General features: G+C 64.1%; 17 protein-coding genes and 1 tRNA gene. 11 read left to right on the top strand and 7 right to left on the bottom strand.

The window, feature by feature from the left end:
* Positions 1-53: 53 nt before the first annotated feature.
* The 5 genes from CSC67_RS11765 to CSC67_RS11785 all read left to right on the top strand — a co-directional run bounded on the left by CSC67_RS11765 (position 54) and on the right by CSC67_RS11785 (position 7,711).
* Positions 54-2,828: a M16 family metallopeptidase gene (locus CSC67_RS11765; RefSeq protein WP_118994701.1), complete on the top strand. Its 2,775-nt coding sequence runs from the start codon at positions 54-56 to the stop codon at positions 2,826-2,828.
* A gap of 240 nt (positions 2,829-3,068) precedes the next feature.
* Complete coding sequence (locus tag CSC67_RS11770) at positions 3,069-5,087, top strand: TonB-dependent receptor plug domain-containing protein (RefSeq protein ID WP_118994702.1); 2,019 nt, start codon at positions 3,069-3,071, stop codon at positions 5,085-5,087.
* A 19-nt stretch (positions 5,088-5,106) separates the two neighbouring features.
* On the top strand, positions 5,107-5,658 hold the full coding sequence (locus CSC67_RS11775) for a DUF2478 domain-containing protein (RefSeq protein ID WP_118994703.1): 552 nt from the start codon (positions 5,107-5,109) through the stop codon (positions 5,656-5,658).
* On the top strand, positions 5,655-6,692 hold the full coding sequence (locus tag CSC67_RS11780; protein WP_167752866.1) for an ABC transporter substrate-binding protein: 1,038 nt from the start codon (positions 5,655-5,657) through the stop codon (positions 6,690-6,692). The genes CSC67_RS11775 and CSC67_RS11780 overlap by 4 nt, the downstream gene beginning before the upstream one ends.
* Entirely contained in the window at positions 6,689-7,711 is a 1,023-nt protein-coding gene (locus tag CSC67_RS11785; protein WP_118994705.1) for a FecCD family ABC transporter permease, read from the top strand. Before CSC67_RS11780 ends, CSC67_RS11785 begins: the two co-directional genes overlap by 4 nt.
* Positions 7,712-7,788: 77 nt before the next feature.
* Here CSC67_RS11785 and dnaJ read toward each other — a convergent pair whose 3' ends face one another.
* The 5 genes from dnaJ to hrcA all read right to left on the bottom strand — a co-directional run bounded on the left by dnaJ (position 7,789) and on the right by hrcA (position 13,911).
* The gene (dnaJ, locus tag CSC67_RS11790; protein WP_118994706.1) at positions 7,789-8,901 is read right to left on the bottom strand and encodes a molecular chaperone DnaJ; all 1,113 of its coding nucleotides are present in this window, start codon (positions 8,899-8,901) and stop codon (positions 7,789-7,791) included.
* Positions 8,902-9,017: 116 nt separating this feature from the next.
* On the bottom strand, positions 9,018-10,943 hold the full coding sequence (dnaK, locus tag CSC67_RS11795) for a molecular chaperone DnaK (RefSeq protein WP_118994707.1): 1,926 nt from the start codon (positions 10,941-10,943) through the stop codon (positions 9,018-9,020).
* A gap of 120 nt (positions 10,944-11,063) precedes the next feature.
* Positions 11,064-11,633 (bottom strand): nucleotide exchange factor GrpE, encoded by a 570-nt coding sequence (gene grpE, locus CSC67_RS11800; protein WP_118994708.1) that lies wholly within the window; start codon positions 11,631-11,633, stop codon positions 11,064-11,066.
* An 84-nt stretch (positions 11,634-11,717) separates the two neighbouring features.
* Positions 11,718-12,788, bottom strand: coding sequence for a ferrochelatase (hemH, locus tag CSC67_RS11805; RefSeq protein WP_118994746.1), 1,071 nt, complete (start codon positions 12,786-12,788; stop codon positions 11,718-11,720).
* A 112-nt stretch (positions 12,789-12,900) separates the two neighbouring features.
* Positions 12,901-13,911: a heat-inducible transcriptional repressor HrcA gene (gene hrcA / locus CSC67_RS11810; RefSeq protein WP_118994709.1), complete on the bottom strand. Its 1,011-nt coding sequence runs from the start codon at positions 13,909-13,911 to the stop codon at positions 12,901-12,903.
* A 175-nt stretch (positions 13,912-14,086) separates the two neighbouring features.
* Between hrcA and CSC67_RS11815 the strand changes: the two genes are divergently transcribed.
* Positions 14,087-14,986: an NAD kinase gene (locus CSC67_RS11815; RefSeq protein ID WP_118994710.1), complete on the top strand. Its 900-nt coding sequence runs from the start codon at positions 14,087-14,089 to the stop codon at positions 14,984-14,986.
* 3 nt (positions 14,987-14,989) lie between these two features.
* Positions 14,990-16,633, top strand: a complete 1,644-nt coding sequence (gene recN, locus CSC67_RS11820; protein WP_118994711.1) for a DNA repair protein RecN — start codon at positions 14,990-14,992, stop codon at positions 16,631-16,633.
* Between the two features lie 194 nt (positions 16,634-16,827).
* On the opposite strand, the gene fur is transcribed toward recN, so the two are convergent.
* On the bottom strand, positions 16,828-17,256 hold the full coding sequence (gene fur, locus CSC67_RS11825; protein ID WP_017525914.1) for a ferric iron uptake transcriptional regulator: 429 nt from the start codon (positions 17,254-17,256) through the stop codon (positions 16,828-16,830).
* A 164-nt stretch (positions 17,257-17,420) separates the two neighbouring features.
* Between fur and CSC67_RS11830 the strand changes: the two genes are divergently transcribed.
* On the top strand, positions 17,421-17,963 hold the full coding sequence (locus CSC67_RS11830) for an outer membrane protein assembly factor BamE (RefSeq protein ID WP_118994712.1): 543 nt from the start codon (positions 17,421-17,423) through the stop codon (positions 17,961-17,963).
* A 9-nt stretch (positions 17,964-17,972) separates the two neighbouring features.
* Positions 17,973-18,764, top strand: a complete 792-nt coding sequence (gene dapB / locus CSC67_RS11835) for a 4-hydroxy-tetrahydrodipicolinate reductase (protein ID WP_118994713.1) — start codon at positions 17,973-17,975, stop codon at positions 18,762-18,764.
* Between the two features lie 194 nt (positions 18,765-18,958).
* Here dapB and murB read toward each other — a convergent pair whose 3' ends face one another.
* Positions 18,959-20,125 carry a UDP-N-acetylmuramate dehydrogenase gene (murB, locus tag CSC67_RS11840; protein ID WP_280813348.1) on the bottom strand — a complete coding sequence of 389 codons (1,167 nt, stop codon included), beginning with the start codon at positions 20,123-20,125 and terminating at the stop codon, positions 18,959-18,961.
* Between the two features lie 142 nt (positions 20,126-20,267).
* On the opposite strand from murB, the gene CSC67_RS11845 reads away from it, so the two are divergent.
* Positions 20,268-20,343 (top strand) — tRNA-Gly (locus CSC67_RS11845).
* A gap of 227 nt (positions 20,344-20,570) precedes the next feature.
* Positions 20,571-22,439: a tyrosine-type recombinase/integrase gene (locus CSC67_RS11850; RefSeq protein ID WP_197488163.1), complete on the top strand. Its 1,869-nt coding sequence runs from the start codon at positions 20,571-20,573 to the stop codon at positions 22,437-22,439.
* Positions 22,440-22,563 lie beyond the last annotated feature (124 nt).

A 22,563-nucleotide genomic window follows, 5' to 3' on the forward strand; every position in this document is an offset into this window, starting at 1 on the left:
CGGCGCCGCGGCAATAACAGACAATACTTCGTTTCACGGAGCGCGAAAAACATATGGGCCACTATTTTTCCCGGTTCTTTTTCTTCTGCCTGCTGCTGATCGGCGGCTTCGTCCCGGCGGTTGCGGCACAGGCGCCCGACACATTGCCGGCCGGCATCACCCAGGGGCCGTCCATCGAGGGCACCACCCAGTACACGCTGCCGAACGGGCTGCGCGTGGTGCTCACACCCGATCCGTCCAAGCCCAACGTCACGGTCAACATGACCTATCTGGTCGGCTCCCGCCACGAGAACTACGGCCAGACCGGCATGGCTCACCTGCTCGAGCACATGCTGTTTCGCGGCACGCCGACGCTGCCCAACGCCCTGGCCGAGTTCTCGCGCCGCGGGTTGCGCGCCAACGGCTCGACCAGCACCGACCGCACCAACTACTACGCCAGCTTCGCCGCCGACCCTGAAACCCTGGAGTGGTACATACGGTGGCAGGCCGATGCGATGATCAACTCCACCATCTCGCGTGAAGACCTCGACGCCGAGATGACGGTGGTGCGCAACGAAATGGAAAGCGGCGAGAACAACCCTTTTCAGATCCTGATGCAGAAAATGCAGGCGGCCGCCTTCCAGTGGCACAGCTACGGCAAAAGCACCATCGGCGCGCGCTCCGACGTCGAACAAGTCGACATCGAGCAGCTGCGTCAGTTCTACAAGCTGCACTACCAGCCCGACAACGCCGTGCTCATCATCTCGGGGCAGTTCGAAACCGACGCGGTGCTGAACGTCATCGCCGACGCATTCAAGGACATCCCCCGGCCCAAGCGCACGCTGCCGCGCGAATACACAGTGGAGCCCGTCCAGGACGGCGAGCGCCTGGTCACCCTGCGCCGCCAGGGCGGCAGTCCTTTCGTGGCCTCGATGTTCCATATCCCGGCGCTGGGCGACCCCGATTTCACCCTGCTTGATCTGGGCGTCGACATGCTCAGCGACACGCCTTCCGGGCGTCTGTACCAGACTCTGGTCACCCAGAAGCTGGGCGCCAGCGTCTTCGGCTTTGCCCGCCCCATGGCCCAGCCCGGATACGCCCTGTTCGGCGTCCAGCTCGAACCGGGCATGGACGCCCGCAAGGCGCTGGACGCGCTGGACGAGTCGCTTGGCAGCTTGAAGGACAAGCCTTTCGTCGAAGAACAGCTGAAGCGCATCAAGAACAAATGGATGACCGGCTGGAACCAGATCTACGCCGACCCGGTCAGCCTGACCGATGCCTTGTCCGACGCCGCGGGCGCCGGCGACTGGCGGCTGTTCTTCCTGCGGCGCGATCAGGTCGAGAATGCGACGCTCGATTCCGTACAGACCGCCACCGAGAAATACCTCGTTCCCAGCAACCGCACCGACGGCATGTATCTGCCCACGGCCAAGCCCGTCAGAGCCCCGCTGCCCAAGCCGGTCGACCTGAGCGCCCTGCTGCAGGACTACGCCGGCAAGGACGCCCCCGAATCGGTCGAGGCCTTCGACCCCTCTCCCGCGTCGATAGACGCCGCCACCTTGCGCGAGCCGCTGGATCTGCCCAACGGCACGGTCCAGCTGGCGCTGCTGCCCAAGGCCACGCGCGGCGATCGCGTCCAGGCCACGCTGCTCGTGCAGTTCGCCGACGCAGAGAAACTGAAGGGCAAGCGCTCGGTCGCCCAGATCACCGCCGACATGCTCGAGCGCGGCACCGACGAACTATCGCGCCAGCAGATCCAGGACCGTTTCGACGCCTTGCAGGCCGAGGTCGGCTTCAATGGCAGCGCCGGAAATCTCTCGGTCCACATGACCACCATCGGCGAGAACCTGCCCGCGCTGATCGAGGCGGTGCTCGATGTCGTGCGCCACGCCAGCTTTCCGGCCGAACAGCTGGCCGAGTATCAGCGCCAGGCTTCGGCCTCCATACAAAGCAGCATGGACGACCCCATGTCGCTGGCTTCCCAGGCCATCTCGCGGCACGGCAACCCCTGGCCGCGCGACGACGTGCGCTACGTGCCCACCTTCGAAGAAAGCCTTCAGGACATCGCTTCCATCAGCCGGCCCGATCTGGTGCGCTTCCACGAAGAGTTCTATGGCGCCGGCACCATCCGCTTCTCGGCGGTAGGCTCCTTCGAGCCGGACGCAGTGCGCGACGCGTTGGCCAAGGGACTGAGCGGCTGGCGCAAGGCGCCCGCCTACGCACGCGTCGACAACCCCTTCCAACCGGTTCCTCCGGAAGATTTCGACATCGACACGCCGGACAAGGCCAACGCCTTCTATCTTGCATCTCAGCCCATCAAGATCCAGGACACCGACGCACGCTTTCCGGCGCTGTATCTGGCCAACTACCTGCTGGGCGCTTCCGAGACATCGCGCCTGTGGAACCGCGTCCGCGTGCAGGACGGCCTGTCGTACAACGTGCGCAGCCAATTCGACGCCTCGTCGTACGAGCCCTCGGGCAGCTGGGACATCTACGCCATCTTCGCGCCCGAAAACAGCGACCGCCTGCGCACCGCCGTTCAGGACGAAGTGGAAAAAGTGCTGAAAGAAGGCTTTACCGAGCAAGAGGTCAAGGACGGCGTCGACGCCCTGCTGAAGCTGCGCCGCCTGGCCCGCACCCGGGACGGCGTCCTGGCGTCGGCCTGGATCAATTATCTGCAGCTGGACCGCTCTTTCGAATGGTCCCAAGATATGGATGACGCCCTTGCGGCCCTGACTGCGGACCAGGTCAATGAAGCGATGCGGTCGGTGCTGAAGCCCGAGAACTTCAGCGCTGCTCTCGCCGCCGACGCCGATAAACGGCACAAGAACGATAACGGCGGTTCTTGAGCCCATCGGTCCGCAGACCGACTCCCTCCCTCAGCCCGACCACGTCCCGGCCCCGCGCCGGGACGTTGGTTATATACATTCGAATACAGCGCGCTCATTTTCTGTTACGATACCGCGCATCGGCCTATGGGGATATCAGCCTGACCATCCCTTGAACACAGCACTTCGGGGCGGGTTTTGCTCGGCCCGATTTTTTACCTTTCGCTATATACAATTAAACATAACGGTTGAGGGAGAACCATGAATCAGAAGAAGAACGCGGGCTATCCAGCGTCGATGCTTGCCGCGGTGCTGCTGGGCGCATATTCCGCCCTGCCGGCTGCGCAGCCCGCGCTGGCGGCGGACAATGTCTTCCGGCTGGGCAGCATCGTCGTCAAAGGGCCGCAGTCGGCCACGCTGGATGACGAACAGGTGATGACCAGCACTCAAATCGAGCGCTACGATCTGAATACGGTGGGCGAGGCGGTCAAGACCCTTCCCGGGGTCAGCGTCTCGCGCAACAGCCGCAATGAAGAGATGGTGTATCTGCGCGGCTTCGACGCACGCCAGGTTCCGGTCTTCCTGGACGGCATTCCCCTGTACGTTCCGTACGACGGCTATGTGGATTTCGGCCGCTTCACCACCTTCGACCTGTCGCAGATCCGCGTCGCCAAGGGCGCGGCCTCTTTGCTGTACGGGCCCAACATCATGGGCGGCGCCATCAATCTGGTCACGCGCAAACCTTCGAAGGAATTCGAAGGCGACGTGCGCATCGGCTACGCCACGGGCAGCGAACGCAAGGCGGCGCTGAACGTCGGCACCAACCAGGGCCTGTGGTATCTGCAGGCCGGCGCCTCGTGGCTGGACGCCGACAGCTTTCCGCTGGGCCGCGGCTTCCATGACTACCGCCAGCCCGCACCCACCGACACCGGCAAGTATCGCGAAAACGCCTACCGCAGCGACAAGAAGTATTCCGTCAAGCTGGGCCTGACGCCCAACGCCACCGACGAATACGCCATCGGCTACGTCAACCAGCAAGGCGAAAAGGGCAATCCGGCCTATACCGGCGAACTGAACAACAGCCGCTTCTGGCAATGGCCTTACTGGGACAAGGAAAGCCTGTATTTCATCAGCAGCACGGACATCGACCGGGAGCACACGGTCAAGTTCCGCATCTACCATGACAAATACAAGAACCGCCTGGAGTTCTTCAGCGACAGCACCTACACCAGGCCTCATGCGCGCAACCTGCCCAGCCTGTACGACGATGAAACCTACGGCGCCTCGATGGAGCTGGTCAGCCGGGCCTTCCGCAATCACGAGCTGCACCTGGCCCTGCACTACAAGGACGATCGCCACAACGAAAGCGAGGAAGGCAGCGACAACCCCACGCAGAAGTACCGCGACGTCACCAAATCTGCGGCCTTCGAAGACCTGATCGACCTGTCCGATTCCTGGCACATGCGCGTGGGCGCCAGCTACGAGCAGCGCGAGGCGCGCGAGGTGTACTTCTGGCCCACGGGCAAGACGCACGCCACCAACGGCCTGGCCGAAATCATGTACGACCTGACGCCCGGCTCGCAGCTGTTTGCCAGCCTGGCTTACAAGACCCGCTTCCCGACCATCAAGGACCGCTACTCGGCGCGCTTCGGCAGCGCCCAGCCCAACCCCGACCTGCAGCCCGAAAAGGCCCAGCACATGGAAGTGGGCTATCGCGGCGCACCGTGGTCGGGCGGAAGCTTCGAGGTGACGCTGTTCCAGAGCAATATCCGCAACCTGATCCAGAATGCAGTGCTGCCGCTGTCGGAAGCACAATGCGGCGACAACAACGACGAGCTCTGCAACCAGGCGCAGAACATCGGCAAAGCCAGGCATCGCGGCCTGGAAATCGGCTTGCAGCAAGAAATTACGCGCCAGTGGCGCGCGGGCCTGGCCTATACCTACCTGGACCGCAAGAACCTCAGCGACGAATCCGTGCGCCTCACCGATACGCCGCGCCATCGCCTCTTTGCCCACGTCAGCTGGAAACCCAATGCACAGTGGGAAGTCCTGGGTACGCTCGAGGCCGAATCGGGCCGCTACGTGAGCTACAGTAATGCCGAACCCTACAAGAAGCTGGCCGGTTTCGGCATCTGGGGGCTCACGGGCATCTGGACGCCGCGCAGCGATATCTCTCTGGAGGCCGGCGTACGCAATCTGACCGATCGCAGCTATGAGCTGGCCGACGGCTATCCCATGCCCGGACGCGTCTGGTTCGCCAACGCCATGTATCGTTTCTAACCTGGACTTGGAGTAAATCATGGACGACACCGACGAGACCATCGCCGTCGCGGCCATCGTGCACGAAGGCAAGGGCAGCGCCGACGGACCCTTGCTCGAGTTCGTGCAGCGCGTGCAATCGCAGGGCCGCGTAGTGCGCGGGCTGGTCCCGGGCCCGCAAAGCGATCCGCACGATTGCGCCACGCGCACCGTGCGCGACCTGGAAGCAGGCACCGTCTATCCCATCGGCCAGAGCCTGGGCAAAGAATCGAAGGCCTGCTGCCTTGATCCCGGAGCCTTGCTCAAGGCGGGCGTCGTCCTGCGGCGCGCGATCGAGACCGGAGCCGACCTAGTGGTCGTGAACCGCTTCGGCATCCTGGAGGCCGACGGCGACGGGTTCAGCGCCGAAATGCTCGAACTGATGACCCGGGGCTATGCAGTGCTGACGGTGGTGTCGCCGCCTTATCTGGAAGCCTGGCGGGAATTCACCGGCGGCATGGCGACTGAACTTCCACCCGACCCCGACGAGATCCTGACATGGTTCAATGCCACGCGCCGCAACGCGTCTGCGGCAGAAGACGGCCGTCGATGAACCGCAGGCGGCTGCTCCAGTCGTTCGCGCTGGCGCCCCTCGCCTGGTCGACTAGGGCGCTGGCCTCGACCGGCGAACTGTTCAGTGCATTCGGCCCCGGCCCCGGCCGCGAGCCGACTCAACGGGTTTATGCGGCCGGACCGCCCGCCTCGATTCTGGTCTATTGCCTGGCGCCGGAAAAGATGCTGGGCTGGCCGTATCAGTTGAGCCCGGCCGCCCTGGCCATGCTGCCTGCCGCACAGCGCAATCTTCCCATGGTCGGCCGGCTGTCCGGACGCGGCAGCACCATGGGCCGGGAGCGCCTCATCGCCATGCGCCCCGACCTGATTCTGGATGTGGGCACGGTCAACGACAATTACCTCGGCGCCGCCGAGCAGGTCGCCGCCCAGACCGGCATACGCTACATATTGATGGCCGGCGATCTGAAAGATTCGCCGGAGCAGCTGCGCGCCGCCGGCGAAATGCTGGGCGTCCAGGCGCGCGCCGAGCTTCTTGCGATCCGGGCGCAGTCTATCCTGGACAAGGCCGCACAGGCACGCGGGCGATCAGGACGCGGCACGCCTCCCTCGGTATACCTGGCCCGCTCGGCCGATGGGCTCGAGACCGGACTGGCGGGCTCCATACACGATCAGGCCTTTACCATGGCGGGCGCGCGGAATGTGGCCTACACGCCGGCGTCTACCGGCGTGGGCCGCGTCTCGATGGAACAGCTTCTGGCCTGGGACCCCGACTACATCTTCACGCAGACCCCCGCCTTCGTTCAGCATGCGCGCCGATCGCCGCTGTGGAGACAGTTGCGCGCCGTCAAAGAGCAGCGTCTCGTGCTGACGCCGATGCTGCCCTTTGGCTGGGTCGATGTCCCGCCCGGCATCAACCGCCTGCTGGGGTTAAACTGGCTGATCGACATTTTCGACACCGGCCGGCCTTCAGCGCAAACCGACGACTTCATCGTGGATTTCTTTCGCGTGTTCTACCGTATCGACGCCCCCGCCGACCTGCTGGCCAGCGCGCGCAACGCGCAGCACGGCCCATGATGCTGCAATCGCTGCGTCTACGCATCGTATGGACGCCCCTGATCCTGCTGCTGCTGGCCGCCGCGGCGACCGGCATCGTGGCGGGCCAGTATCCCATGACGCTGTCCGACATCATGTGGACACTGCTGCGCGGCATGGGGCTGTCGGACCGGGCGGCCGACAATGCCGCCACCCTGGACGCCGTGATCTGGAACCTGCGCATTCCGCGCGCCGTGGCGGGCGCCCTGGTGGGCGCATCGCTGGCCGCGGCCGGCGCCACCTACCAGGGCATGTTCCGCAATCCCCTGGTGTCGCCGGATATTCTGGGGGTATCTGCCGGAGCCGGCCTGGGCGCCACGGCGGGCATCTTCATGGGGCTGTCCATGATTCTGGTCCAGGCCATGGCATTCCTGGGCGGGCTGGCGGCGGTGGCCTGCGTCTACTTCATCTCCCTGTCGGTGCGGCGGCACGATGCCATTCTGGTCCTGGTGCTGGCGGGCGTTGCGGTGGGCACTTTGCTGGGCGCGGGCATATCGCTGCTGAAGATACTGGCCGACCCCTACACGCAGCTACCCTCCATCACCTTCTGGCTGCTGGGCGGACTGAACACCATCACGCGCGCGGACATTCCCTACATTCTGCCCTGCCTCGCCATCGGACTGGTCCCCATGGTGCTGATGCGCTGGCGGGTGAACCTGCTCAGCCTCAGCGATGACGAAGCGCAATCGCTGGGCATCAATACCTTGCGCACGCGCGTCGTGTTCATTGCGGCGGCCACGCTCATGACGTCGGGATCGGTCGCCTTCACCGGCATCATCGGCTGGGTCGGGCTGGTCATTCCCCACGTGGCGCGCCTGTTGGTGGGGCCTGATTTCTCGCGCCTGCTGCCCGCCTCGGCCCTGCTGGGCGCCGTGTTCCTGATCTTCACCGATACCTTGGCGCGCACCGTGATCAGCATCGAACTGCCGCTGGGCGTATTGACCGCCCTGGTCGGCGCGCCTTTCTTCCTGATGCTGCTGGCGCGCGGAAGCCGCTCGTAGCAAAACGCGGGCGCCGGGTCGAAACCCGGCGCCCGCGCCTGGCCTTGCCAGGCCATGTCGGCCCGGCCGTCCATCGTTCAACTGAAGAAGTTCTTGACCCTATCGGTCCAGGATTCGCTCTTGGGCGAATGCTTTTCGCCGCCCTGGGACAGCGAGGCCTCGAACTGGCGCAGCAGCTTCTTCTGGTCGTCGGTAAGCCGAACCGGCGTCTCGACCGCGATATGGCAGTACAAGTCGCCGGGATAGCTGGAGCGCACGCCGCGCACTCCCTTGCCGCGCAGGCGGAAGGTCTTGCCGGTCTGCGTGCCTTCGGGAATGGTGATCTCGCCCTTGCCGTTCAGCGTCGGCACTTCGATATCGCCGCCCAGGGCCGCTTTGGTAAACGGGATGGTGAGCTCGCAGTGCAGGTCTTCGCCGTCGCGCTGGAAGATCGCATGGGGCTTGATGTGGATCTCGACGTACAGGTCGCCCGGAGGCCCGCCGTTGACGCCCGGCTCGCCGTTGCCCGACGAGCGGATGCGCATGCCGTCGTCGATCCCGGCGGGAATCTTGACCTGCAGGGTCTTGTTCTTGCGGATGCGGCCCACGCCGTCGCAGGCCGTGCAGGGGTCGGTGATTTCCTTGCCCGTGCCATGGCAGGTGGGGCAGGTCTGCTGCACGCTGAAAAAGCCCTGCTGCATGCGCACCGCGCCGCTGCCGCCGCAAGTGTGGCAGGTCTGGGGCTGCGTGCCCGGCTTGGCGCCCGAGCCATGGCAGGTTTCACAGTTTTCCCAGCTGGGCACCCGAATCTCGGTATCGAAGCCGGCCGCAGCCTGCTCCAGGGTGATGTCGAGCGCATATTTCAGGTCGGCGCCGCGATACACTTGCGGCCCGCCGCCGCGCCGGCCCGCGCCGAAGATCTCGCCGAAAATGTCGCCGAAGGCGTCGGCGAAGCCCGCGCCGCCCATGCCGCCGGCCGCGTTCGGATCCACGCCCGCATGGCCGAAGCGATCATAGGCCGCGCGCTTTTCCTGGTCGCCAAGTATCTCGTAGGCCTCCTTGGCTTCCTTGAAGCGCTCTTCCGCCTCTTTGTTGCCGGGATTGCGGTCGGGATGATATTTCATCGCCAGCTTGCGGTAGGCTTTCTTGAGTTCGTCGTCGGACGCGTTTTTTCCAACGCCCAGCACTTCGTAATAATCGCGTTTTGACATAATCCGTGGCGTTCGCGACGCCTATCATCGAAAAACAACAATGCCCGGCCTCCGGCCGGAGCCCGCATCGACGGGCCCCGGCGCCAGAGGGCCGGGCCTTGAACGGCTAGGACCGATTACTGATCGCGCTTGACTTCTTTGAAGTCGGCATCGACCACGTCCTCGTCGGCGGGCTTGGCCTCGGCGCCTTCGGCGCCCGGCTGGGCCTGAGCCTGAGCCTGCATGTCGGCGTACATCTTCTCGCCCAGTTTCTGGGAGGCCGCGGCAAGCGCCTCGACCTTGGCGTCGATGGTCGCCTTGTCGCCCTCTTTGAGCGTCTCTTCGAGCTCTTTGACGGCGTTTTCGATGGCTTCCTTCTCGGCCGCTTCGAGCTTGTCGCCGTACTCTTCAAGCGACTTGCGCGTGGAGTGGACCAGCGCATCGCCCTGGTTGCGGGCCTGGGCCAGCTCGGCGACGCGGTGGTCGTCCTCGGCGTTGGCCTCGGCATCCTTCACCATGCGCTCGATTTCGTCCTCGGTGAGGCCGGAGTTCGCCTTGATGGTGATCTTGTTTTCCTTGCCCGTGCCCTTGTCCTTGGCGGACACGTGCAGGATGCCGTTGGCGTCGATGTCGAACGTGACTTCGATCTGCGGCGTGCCGCGCGCGGCGGGCGGGATGCCCTCGAGGTTGAACTCGCCCAGCGCCTTGTTGCCGGCGGCGATTTCGCGCTCGCCCTGGAACACCTTGATGGTGACCGCGGGCTGGTTGTCGTCGGCCGTGGAGAACACTTGCGAGAAACGCGTCGGGATGGTGGTGTTCTTCTGGATCATCTTGGTCATGACGCCGCCCAGGGTTTCGATACCCAGCGACAGCGGAGTCACGTCGAGCAGAAGCACGTCCTTGCGGTCGCCGGACAGCACCGAACCCTGGATCGCGGCGCCGGCGGCAACCGCCTCGTCGGGGTTGACGTCCTTGCGCGGCTCTTTGCCGAAGAACTCCTTGACCTTTTCCTGCACCTTGGGCATGCGGGTCATGCCGCCCACCAGGATGACGTCGTCGATTTCGCCCGCCTTGATGCCGGCGTCCTTGATGGCCGTGCGGCAGGGCTCGATCGTGCGGCCGATGAGCTCTTCGACCAGGGCCTCGAGCTTGGCGCGCGTGATCTTCAGGTTGAGGTGCTTGGGACCGGAGGCGTCGGCCGTGATGTAGGGCAGGTTGATCTCGGTCTGCTGCGCGGACGACAGCTCGATCTTGGCCTTCTCGGCGGATTCCTTCAGGCGCTGCAACGCCAGGACGTCCTTGGACAGGTCGACGCCGCTTTCCTTCTGGAATTCGCTGATGATGTAGTCGATGATGCGCTGGTCGAAGTCCTCGCCGCCCAAGAAAGTGTCGCCGTTGGTCGAGAGCACTTCGAACTGCTTCTCGCCGTCGACGTCGGCGATTTCGATGATGGAGATGTCGAACGTGCCGCCGCCCAGGTCATACACCGCGATCTTGCGGTCGCCTTTCTCGGCCTTGTCCATGCCGAAAGCCAGCGCCGCGGCGGTGGGCTCGTTGATGATGCGCTTGACGTCCAGGCCCGCGATGCGGCCGGCGTCCTTGGTGGCCTGGCGCTGGCTGTCGTTGAAGTAGGCGGGCACGGTGATGACGGCCTCGGTCACTTCTTCGCCCAGATAGTCTTCGGCGGTCTTCTTCATCTTGCGGAGCACGTCGGCCGACACCTGGGGCGGCGCGAGCTTCTTGCCCTGGGCCTCGACCCAGGCGTCGCCGTTCTCGGCCTTGATGATCTTGTAAGGCATGAGATCGATGTCTTTCTGCACGGCCTTTTCATCGAACTTGCGGCCGATGAGGCGCTTGACGGCATACAAGGTGTTGGTCGGATTGGTGACGGCCTGACGCTTGGCCGCGGCGCCGACGAGGACTTCTCCGTCTTGCAGGTAGGCCACGATGGAGGGGGTAGTGCGCGTGCCCTCGGCGTTCTCGATGATGCGGACCTTGCCGCCGTCGAGCACGGCGACACAACTATTGGTTGTGCCAAGGTCGATGCCAATGATTTTGCTCATAATCTATAACCCTGAAAATGGAATCTGGAATGTTGAAACTCGGGATGATTTCAATATTGGGGCGGTTCGCCCGGTTTTCAAGCCGCGCAAGCGGCGCCGTCCGGAACGCGCCCCGCCGTCTCAGGCCGCCTGGCCCGAAGATACGGTAACGAGCGCTGGGCGCAGCACCCGCTCGGCAATGGTGTAGCCCTTCTGCAGGCGCTGCACCACGCAGCCCTCGGGAAACTCGGAGGGCACGGTGGAAATGGCCTGGTGCACGTTGGGATCGAATTTTTCGCCCGGCTCGGGCGATACTTCCTTGAGCTGGTTGCGCTCGAATGCGGCGGTCAACTGGCGCAGCGTCACTTCCACCCCTTCACGCCACGACTCCGGCGTCTGGTCGGTGGCCGCGAGGGCGGCTTCCAGGCTGTCGCGTACCGGCACCAGGCTTTCGGCGAACGATTCGGTGCCGAACTTGCGCGCCTTGGCCACGTCATCCTGGGCGCGGCGGCGCACATTCTCGGCTTCCGCCTTGGCCCTCAGCAGTTCGTCGTAGTACTGCGCGACCTGGGCCTGGGCCTGCTCGAGCAGCTCGGCCAGGTTTTCTTCAGGCGCGGGCTGCTGCTCGCCGGTGTTTTCTTCGGGCTGACCGGACGCATCAACGGATTGATTTTCTTCATTGGGATCAAGGGGTTGATTCGTTGCCGACATAAACGGTTCTCCAATTGCTGTATGGGCGATCCCATCAACATGGGGTCGCCGGCCTGCATTTCAAGGCCCTGGAGCGGTTTTACCCTAAGGCAGGTCGCCCCAGCCCTGCAGGTGACGGCCGATGATGGCGGCGAAGCCCCGGGCCCATTGCGGGTCGTCGTTCAGGCAGGGGATGAAGCCGAAGCGCTCGCCGCCCTCGGACAGAAAGGCGTCGCGGCACTGCATCTGGATTTCTTCCAGGGTTTCGATGCAGTCGGCCAGGAAACCGGGGCACATGACGTCCACCTGCCTGACGCCCTCGCGCGCCCAGGCGCGCAAAGTAGGCTCGGTATAGGGCTCCAGCCATTTTTGCGCCCCGAAACGGCTTTGAAACGCCACGCTGACGAGCGCGCCGCGCTCGCCCAGCCGCTTGGCCAGCAGACCGGCGGTTTCCATGCAGTCGCGGCGATATGGGTCGCCCTTTTCTATCACCGCACGCGGCAGGCCGTGAAAGCTGAGCAGCAGTTTTTGCGGCAGCCCGTGCGCCTCCCAGTGGCGCTCGACCTGGGCCGCCAGCGCATCGATGTATTCGGGCTGGTCATGAAAACGCTTGATGAAGCGCAGTTCGGGCTGGTTGCGCAGCCGGGCCGCATGCTGCGCGACGGCATCGACGGCCGTCGCCGTGGTGGAGGCGGCGTATTGCGGGTACATCGGCACGGCCAGGATGCGTTCACAGCCCTGGCTGCGCAGCTTTTCGATCGCCTCGGGCAGCGCCGGACGGCCATAGCGCATGGCCACCTCGACACACACGCGTGCGCCCCGGGCCTTCAGCGCCTCGCCGACGGCTTCGCCCTGCGCCAGGCTCCAGACCAGCAAAGGCGAGCCCCGCTCATGCCAGATCTCGCGATAGCGAGGCGCCAGCTTGCGGGGCCGCAGCGGCAGGATCGCCCCCCTGAGTATGGGTTGCCACAGCACCTGGGGCAGTTCGATGACCCGCGGATCGGAGAGAAATTCGGCCAGATACAGCCTGATGGCGCCCGCATCGGGAGCGTCCGGCGTACCGAGATTGATCAGCAGAACGCCGGTCGGCCCCGGCGCGCGGGGCGCCGGATGGTCGGAAAACGCCTGGTCGTCGGCAGGCTCGGGCAGATAGCGGGGCGGAAGGACGGCGGACATATACAGCCATGAAAAAGAAACGGAAGCGTCGGAATCGGCCAACGCCGAAAGAATAGCCTTTTTTCAGCGACCGGCCCTTTCCAAAAGGACGCCCTTTCGCTGCAGAAGGACCCTAGGACTGATTGTGGCTGAGCGCGTTGGACAGCAGGCGGGACGTGATGTCCACGATGGGGATGACGCGCTCGTAGGCCATGCGGGTGGGCCCGATGACGCCCAGCGTGCCCACCACCTTGCCGTCGACGCCGTAGGGCGCGGTAATGACCGACACGTCTTCCATGGGCACAAGCTGCGAATCGCCGCCGATGTAGATCTGGACCCCCTGCGCGCGGCTGGAGACGTCGAGCAGCTGCAGCAGGTCGGTCTTTTTCTCGAACAAGGCGAACATGCGGCGCAGGCGGTCCATGTCGGAGGCCAGTTCGGAGACTTCGAGCAGCTTGCTCTCGCCCGAGATGACGACCGCCTCGTCGGTGTCGTCCTTGGCGGTGCCGGCCTCGACCGCCGCCTGCATCAGGCGGGAGATGTCGGCCTGCAAAGTGGACAATTCGTCGGCGATGGCGACCCGCACTTGGTCGAAGGACATGCCCGCGAAATGCTGGTTGAAGAAATTGCTGGCTTCCTGGAGCTCTTGCTCGAGATAGTCGCGCTGCACGAACAGGATGCGGTTCTGCACGTCGCCGTCGGGCGTGACGATGATGAGCAGCACCCTTCTTTCGGACAGCCGGATGAATTCGATCTGGCGGAACACTTGCGCGCGCTTGGGCGCCAGCACCACGCCGGCGAACTGGCTGAGATTGGACAGCAGGGCCGCCGCCGCATTGACCGCGCGGCTGGGTTCGGCGGCGGGCAGCATCTCGAGGATCTGGCTGGGCTGCAGCACTTCGAAGCGCTGCACGGCCAACAGCCGGTCGACGAACATGCGGTAGCCGCGCGGAGTGGGCACCCTTCCGGCCGATGTGTGCGGGCTATGTATCAGGCCCAGCTCTTCGAGGTCGGCCATGACGTTTCGGATGGTGGCCGGCGACAGGTCGAACATCTTCGACAAGGTGCGCGAACCCACCGGCTGCCCGTCGGCTATATAACGTTCAATCAACGCCTTCAACAGCGCTTTGGCTCGATCATCCATAGACATATAGTATGCGCTTGGGTTCGTACGTGTTTTCCACACGCAGCCACCGCCACATCGGGAACTTATAATCGATCTATCTCAGTGGTTCAATAGATAGACTCTATCTTAAACCTAACAGTTGCCCAACCACTTTCGGCATAATTCCAATATTGCACATAACAAGGCTTCGCCCATGCATTTTAAAACCGTTGCGCTCATCGGCAGGTACCAGGACAGCGGGCTGGACGGGCCTTTGCGCGAACTCAGCGGCACCCTGCGCGCCGCCGGCTGCAACGTCCTGATCGAAGCCGAAACCGCACACAATACCGGCGTCACCGACCAGCCCATCGCCACCTACGATCAAATCGGCGAAACGGCCGACCTGGCTGTCATCATGGGCGGCGACGGCACCATGCTGGGCGCGGGCCGCCTGCTGGCCCCCTACAAAGTTCCCCTCATCGGTATCAACCACGGCCGGCTGGGCTTCATCACCGACATTCCCCTGCAGGACGCCACCAGCGCGCTCACCAGCGTCATCCGGGGCAACTTCGACATCGAAGAACGCATACTCCTCGAAGGCCGGGTCGTGCGAGGCGACGAAATCATGTTTTCGGGCCTGGCTCTGAACGACGTGGTCATCAACCGCGCCGGCCGAGGCGGCATGATCGAACTGCGCATCGAGCTCGACGGCAGCTTCATGTACAGCCAGCGGGCCGACGGCCTCATCATTTCCACGCCCACCGGCTCCACCGCCTACGCCCTGTCGGCCAACGGGCCCATCCTGCACCCCCAGCTCAAGTCCATCGTGCTGGTGCCCGTCGCCCCGCAGACATTGTCCAACCGCCCCATCGTCATACCCGACAGCGGGCTGCTCAGCATGACCATCACCGCCCTGGGCCGGGTCGAGTCGGGCGCCAGCGTGCACTTCGACATGCAAAGCTGGTCCGACTGCCAGCCCGGCGACCGCATCGACGTGCGCCGCGCCAGCCACACCCTGCAGTTCGTCCACCCCGCGGGCTACAATTTTTTCTCCACGCTGCGGCGCAAGCTGCACTGGAACCGCATGCCCCAGCTCACCGACGAAATCGAGTAACCCATGCTGCGCAGCCTCCATATCCACGACTTCGTCATCGTCGATCAGGCCGAGATCCAATTCGAGTCGGGCTTCACGGTGTTTTCGGGCGAAACCGGGGCGGGCAAATCCATTCTCATCGACGCCCTCTCCCTCGCCCTGGGCGCGCGCGGCGACGCCGCGGCCATCCGCGAAGGGGCCAGCCGCACCGACATCAGCGCCGTCTTCGATGTGCCGCCCGAGCTGCGCCAGTCCCTGGCGGACCAGGACTTCGACCCCGACGACGCCCTGGTGCTGCGCCGGGTCATCGACAAACAGGCGCGCAGCCGCGCCTATATCAACGGCGTTCCCGCCACGCTGGCGCAACTGCGGCAGCTGGGCGAAGCCCTGGTCGACATTCACGGTCAGCACGCCCATCAAAGCCTGGCCCGGCCCGCCAGCCAGCGCGACATGCTCGACGCCCAGGGCGGCCATCAACAGCTGGCGCGCGACACCCAACAGGCGTGGCAACAATGGCAGCAGGCCGAAAAAATCCTGCTCAAGGCCCGCGGCAATCAAGAAGCGCTGCAACAAGAGCGCGACCGCCTCGAGTGGCAGATCGGCGAGCTCCAGCGCCTGGATATGGGCAAGGACGAATGGGAAACGCTCAGCGCCAGCCACAACAGGCTGGCGCATGCCCAGGCGCTGCTCGAAGGCGCCACCCAGGCCCTGGCGGCGCTCGACAACGACGAGGCCTCGGTGCAGCACTTTATAAGCGCCGCCCTGCACCAGCTACAGCCCCTGCTGCGTCACGACACCCATCTGCAGGGCATCTGCGATGCGCTCGAGTCGGCACGCATCGCCGCCGGCGAGGCCGCCTCCGACCTCAACAGCTATCTCGACCGCCTCGAACTCGACCCTGACGCGCTCGCCCAGGCCGAACGCAGGCTCTCGGCGCTATTCGAGGCCGCGCGCCAGTTCAAGGTCGAGCCCGAAGCCCTGCCCCAGCTGCTGCAAGACCTGAAGGCCCAGCTGGCCGAGACCAACGTCGCCGGCGACCTCGACGCCCTGACCGAGCAGGCGCGTCAAGCCCAGGCCCGCTACCACGAGTTCGCCAAGCAACTCAGCGCCGCCCGGAAGAAAGCCGCCAAAAAACTGTCGACCCAAGTCACGGAAGCCATGCAGACCCTGGCCATGCAGGGCGGGCGCTTCGACGTCGCGCTCCAGCCCTCCGCGCCATCGGCCCAGGGCAACGAAACCATCGAGTTCCTGGTCGCCGGGCATGGCGGCGTCACCCCCCGTCCCTTGGCCAAAGTGGCGTCGGGCGGCGAACTGGCCCGCCTTTCGCTGGCGCTATCGGTCATCGCCAGCCAGGCGGCGCGCGTGCCCACCCTCATCTTCGACGAGGTGGATACCGGCGTGGGGGGCGCCGTCGCCGAGGTCGTGGGCCGGCTGCTGCGCGAACTGGGCGCACGCCATCAGGTGCTGTGCGTCACCCACCTGCCGCAGGTGGCGGCCTGCGGCGACCACCACTACGAAGTCAGCAAAGCCACCCAGAAAGGGGCCACCCTGTCGCAGATACAGCTGCTGGGCGCCGACGGTCGCATAGACGAAATAGCCCGCATGCTGGGCGGGCTCAAAATCACCGACACCACCCGCAAGCACGCCCGCGAAATGCTCGCCTCGTAGCAGGCGCCAGGCCGCCGCAGCCCTGCCGCGAAGATCGTACATACGCCGGTGCGCAAATAGCACGCTCGCGCTGGGCCATGCAAAAGCCCCCGAAGGCCGGACTCACGTCCGGCTTTCGGGGGCCAGCACTATTTTGGGTGGATACCCGGGGACGACGCGGGCCGCCCAACGGCCCTTGCCGCCCGTATATGGTTTTACGCGGCCTTGCCTTTGGGGCTGCAGTCGGGGCAGATGCCGTACAGCAGCATGGTGTGGCTTTCGAGCACAAAACCTTGGTCCTTGGCGATTTTGTGCTGGCGCTTCTCGATGTCGTGGTCGGAGAACTCGACCACCTTGCCGCAATTGGTGCAGATGAGGTGATCGTGGTGATCGCCGTCGTTCAGCTCGAATACGGCCTTGCCGCCGTCGAACTGGCTGCGCACCAGTATGCCGGCCTGCTCGAACTGCGTCAGCACCCGGTAGACGGTCGCCAGGCCGATGTCCACGTCTTCGTTGATGAGGGCACGATAAACGTCTTCTGCGCTTTGGTGCCGGTGATCGGCTTTACGAAAAATATCCAGGATCTTCAGGCGCGGGAAGGTCGCCTTCAAACCCATATTCTTCAATTCATTCTGGTCGTTCATAGATAAAATAGCTCTGGCAGAAAATGAAGGATGACCAGGCCTTGGCCCGCGAGGGCGCCTGGCTCGGACGGACGCTGTGACGCGTTTGTTGTTATGCCTTTATGATAACGGTTTTATTCGACTTGGAATAACAGGGGCGCTTTGTGCTGACGACTGCAAAACCATTGGCTTCAATCTTGCGCAACAGCGTGGCTGTATGCGTTCTTGCCGTAGCCTTGTCTGCCTGCGGCAGCACCAAGTGGGGCTTCCCCTACCGCGCGGATGTCCAGCAGGGCAACTGGGTTACGGCTGAACAGGTGGCTCGCCTCGAACAAGGCATGACGCGCGAACAAGTGCGTTACGTCCTGGGTACGCCTACGCTGCAAGACATCTTCCATGCCAACCGCTGGGACTATCCCTACTATAACAAACCCGGCTACGGAAACGCCCAAGAACGCCGCTTCACCGTCTGGTTCGAAAACGACCAGCTCGTGCGCTGGGAAGGCGACGATCAACCCAACTACCAGCCCTTCCAGACGCCCGATCCCGACGCGCCCGTCCGGCACGGGGTCGACCCCCGGCCCGGCGCGGCGCCGTCCGTCGAGGGCGGCCAGGACGGCCAGGCGCCCCAGCAGGAAGAGCGCGCGGTGCCCATAGGGCTGGATGCGCCTGCCGCCCCCCAGCCGGGCGCCACACCCAATCAGCCCGCCCCTCAACCGTTACGCTAAGGACCGACCATGCGCATAGCCATAGCAGGCGCCGACGGCCGCATGGGCCGCATACTGATCGAAGCCGTTCTCGGCACCGACGACTTGACGCTTACCGTGGCGCTGGATCGCGCCGGTTCCCCCTGCCTCGGTCAGGACGCCGGTGCGTTCCTGGGCCGTGAAACCGGGGTCCTGATCACCGACGACCTGGAAGCGCTCAAGAACGCCGACTGCCTCATCGACTTCACCCGTCCCGAAGGCACGCTGAACCACTTGCAGGTCTGCGCCGGCCTGGGCGTCAAATGCGTCATCGGCACCACCGGCTTCGACGAATCGGGCAAACAGGCCATCCACGCCGCCAGCCAGAAGATCGCCATCGTTTTCGCGCCCAACATGAGCGTCGGCGTCAATGCCACCCTCAAGCTGCTCGACGTGGCGGCCAAGCTGCTCAACAGCGGCTACGACGTCGAAGTGTTCGAGGCCCACCACCGCAACAAGGTCGACGCCCCTTCCGGCACCGCCCTGGCCATGGGCGAAACCGTGGCCAACGCCTGGGGCCGCAAGCTGGACGACATCGCCGACTGGGCCCGCCACGGCCACACCGGCGCGCGCCAGAACGGACGCATCGGCTTCTCGGTGGTGCGCGGCGGCGACATCGTGGGCGACCATACGGTGTATTTCTGCGGCGACGGCGAGCGCATCGAGATCACCCACCGCTCCAGCAGCCGGGCCACCTACGCGCAAGGCAGCCTGCGAGCCGCCCGCTACCTGGCCCGCAAGGAATTCGGCCTGTTCGACATGCAGGATGTATTGTCCACCTGAGTAGCATGCGCGTGGCGGCCGGCAGCAGCGCCTCGCGCAATCATCAGTGTCCGCCCACATCGATACGGCGACATTCAGCCTTGCCGCTCGCCGTGATGCGCCCTCGCTGCCGCGACATCACTCTTGCTCTCATGTCCTGACAAACAAGCATTGTGCAGGCTGCCGCCACCGCGGCGACAAAGGTGCGCGCCGTGTCAGGATACCTGGACGGGCTCCTGCTCCAGCACCACCCCAAACCGCCTTTCCACATCCGCCTTCACCGCCTCGGCCAGGCGCTGGATGTCGTCGGCCGTGGCGCCGCCATGGTTGACCAGCACCAGCGCCTGCCGGTCATGCACGCCGGCGGGGCCCAGGCGCCGGCCCTTCCATCCGGCGCGGTCGATCAGCCACCCCGCCGCAAGCTTGTAGCTTCCATTCCCCTGCGGATAGGCGACCGCGTCCGGATAGGCCGAGTGGATGCGTTCATAGACCGGTGCATCGACGATGGGATTCTTGAAAAAGCTGCCCGCATTGCCCAGCACTGCCGGATCGGGCAGCTTGCTGCGGCGGATGTTGCATACCGCCTCGAACACCTGCCTTGCAGTGGGCATGGCCGACTGTTTGAGCGACTCGTGTCCCGCCAGTGCCGGGTAATCGAGCACCGGCCGCCACTGCCGAGACAACCGCAACCTCAGCGCCACGATGATCCATGTGCCGGCTTCCGAACGCTTGAACACGCTGTCGCGATAGGCAAAGCCGCAATCCGCCGCCCCCATCTCCACCATGCGCCCGCGACGCAGATCCCAGGCCAGCAAGCTGTGAAAGCGCTGATCCAGCTCCACGCCGTAGGCGCCGATATTCTGCACCGGCGCCGCCCCCACCGTGCCCGGGATCAGGGCCAGGTTCTCCAGCCCGTGCCAGCCCTGGTCGACGCAGTGCGAGACGAAGCCATGCCAGTTCTCGCCCGCCTGCGCCTCGACCACCACCTCTTCACCCTCTTCCGACAACAACCGCGTGCCCCTGGCCTCAACCTTGATCACGAGGCCTGAAAGCCGCGGCTCGAGAATGACATTGCTGCCCCCGCCCAGGACAAAGACCCTGCCATGGCCATGCGCCGTCTCGGTCAGTTCCTGCAATTGCGCCGCATCGCTGTACCGCACAAGCGCCGCCGCCCGGCTGGGCAAGCCCATGGTGTTGAAAGAGGCCAGATCTTCGTCGGAGGTAAGAGACAGCACGTCGATTTCGAATGCGGAATGAGTGGAAAGCACGATGATAAACGACGAGCGTTCATGCCGATGCCGGGCCAAGCGAGGCGCACGGACATCGATCAAACGGCGCTGAAGCAATGCGGCCATAAAAAACATGTCGCCCGATGCAGCCATGAAAAAACTATGCTAATATTTCGTTCCTTCTCGGAGACGGGAAAGAAAAGACGGCAGCAGATTCAACAAACAGTTGATTTGCAGCAGTCGAAAAAGCAGGATATAATCTTTTGCTTACCAAGTGCACAACAATGCACCAAACGCGGGAATAGCTCAGTTGGTAGAGCGCAACCTTGCCAAGGTTGAGGTCGCGAGTTCGAGACTCGTTTCCCGCTCCAGTTTATGATCTACAGACTTCCACTGACGTCTGTAAGTCATTGAAAAGAGGAGCTTCGGCTCCTTTTTTCATTCCAGCGAAAGCCATGGGAATCCACTGACAGCCACCATTTTTGAGGCCAAAAACAAGGCCAAAGAATGCGGGTCGTGCCGGTTCCGGGTTGTTGCTGGGGTTGGATCGGGATGACAAGCAGCATCGGGCCTAAGTCCAAGACTTAGGAGCTTGATGATGACACTCTCTGATCTGACCGTGCGGCAAGCCAAGGCCGCCGAGAAAACCTACAGCATCCCCGACACCGATGGCCTCGGCCTGGTGGTCGCCCGCACCGGCGGCAAGTCGTGGCATTTGCGCTATTACTGGCTCGGCAAGCAAAAGCGCATCTCCCTGGGGAACTACCCCGAGATCGGTTTGCGCGAAGCGCGCACCTTGCGCGACGAAGCCCGGGCGCTTCTGGCAAAGGGCGTCAACCCCCATACCGATCGGAAACAGAAGCGACACGCGGTCAAGCTTGCGGCCGACTACACCTTCAAGGCCGTCTTCGATGCGTGGGTCGAGCATCGCCGCAAGGAAATCAAGGAGGGCAGGAACAGCACGCTGTCGCAGATCCTGCGGATCTTCAACAAGGACGTGCTGCCTAGCCTCAAGCAGATGTCGATCTACGACATTCGCCGGCCCCAACTCCTGGGCGTCCTGGCGAGGATCGAGGAGCGCAAGGCGTTCACCACTGCCGAGAAGGTCCGCACCTGGCTGGGGCAGTTGTTCCGCTATGCCCTCGTCATCGTGGAGGGGCTGGAAGCCAATCCGGCCTCCGACCTGGACGTGGTGGCCGAGCCCAAGCCCCCGGTGAACCACAACCCCTACCTGCATCTTCCGGAGCTCCCCGAGTTCCTGCACAAGCTCAGGCTCTACAACCCTCGTGGTTGGCAGACCCAACTCGGCATCCGGCTGCTGTTCCTGACCGGCGTGCGTACCGGCGAGCTGCGGCTGGCGACCCCGGACCAGTTCGATCTCGACCGTGGCCTGTGGATCATCCCGCCGCAGATCGTCAAGCAACTCCAGGACGAGATGCGCAAGGCCGGCAAGCGCCCGCAGGACGTTCCGCCCTACATCGTGCCGTTGTCCGTGCAGGCCATCGAGATCGTGCGCTACCTGTTGGGTGTGATGAGGCCGGCCCAGGTCCATCTGCTCACGCACCGCAGCGAACTCAAGAAGCGCATCAGCGAGAACACCCTCAACGCGGCCTTGAAACGAATGGGCTACGAGGATCAACTGACCGGTCACGGCATCCGCGGAACCATCTCGACGGCGCTCAACGAGATCGGCTATCCCAAGATTTGGGTGGACGCGCAGCTTTCGCACTCGGACCCGAACAAGGTGAGTTCGGCCTACAACCACGCCAAGTATGTTGAGCCGCGCCGCCGGATGATGCAGGACTGGGCGGATCGTCTCGATCTGCTCGAACAGGGCCAAGTGGAAGCGGCCAGCGCGCACCTCACGATCCATATCGAGGGCGTGCCGGCCATGGCAGAGGAGGACAAGCCCAACACCATCGTCGCTGCTGCTTCTGCGGCATCCCTTCCGCCTGTGGTGGCCGAACCCATCGTCGTGACGCCAAACGACGGGGGAATCACATTCCAGCGACTGTCGCAGGTACCACCGCCCCCGACGCATGCGCCAGAGCCGGAGGTGTCAGTCATCCAGCGCGAGCGCGAGGAAATGCTGGCCATCTACGAATCGCCGAGCAGTCTGCCGGTCCCGCTGTTCGGCAAGTTGGCCGGGAAGTCCAAGGACCAGATCAACCGCGAGCTGAAGGCGGGCAAGCTGCTGTCTATCAGCTTGGGCAACCGCGGGCAACGCGTGCCCGACTGGCAGCTGGTACCCCTCAAGCACAAGCTGGCACAGGTGCTCATGAACCAGTGCCCGCATGCGGATCCGTGGGACCTGTACCGGATGCTGACCCGCCCACATCCGGACCTGGGTGATCGCGCAGCCATCGACATCGTGACACCAGGAAATTTGGGCATGGTCGTGCGGGTCATCGCGGGCACCCAGCAGCAGCCAAACAGGCCCGGACCTGACTCGTCTGTGCAAGGTTGATATTGCCCCCGTTTCTCGTAGTCCTTAGCCTCGGGTTCAGGCAGCGACCTTATATTGGCTCGCATGCCAGCGTTCTTCATATTCCATCGGACTCGTATAGCCCAATGCCGAATGCAGTCGTCGG

Origin of the sequence: Pusillimonas caeni (assembly GCF_003545815.1) — a bacterium.
In the GTDB taxonomy this organism is placed as follows: Bacteria; Pseudomonadota; Gammaproteobacteria; order Burkholderiales; family Burkholderiaceae_B; genus Pusillimonas; species Pusillimonas caeni.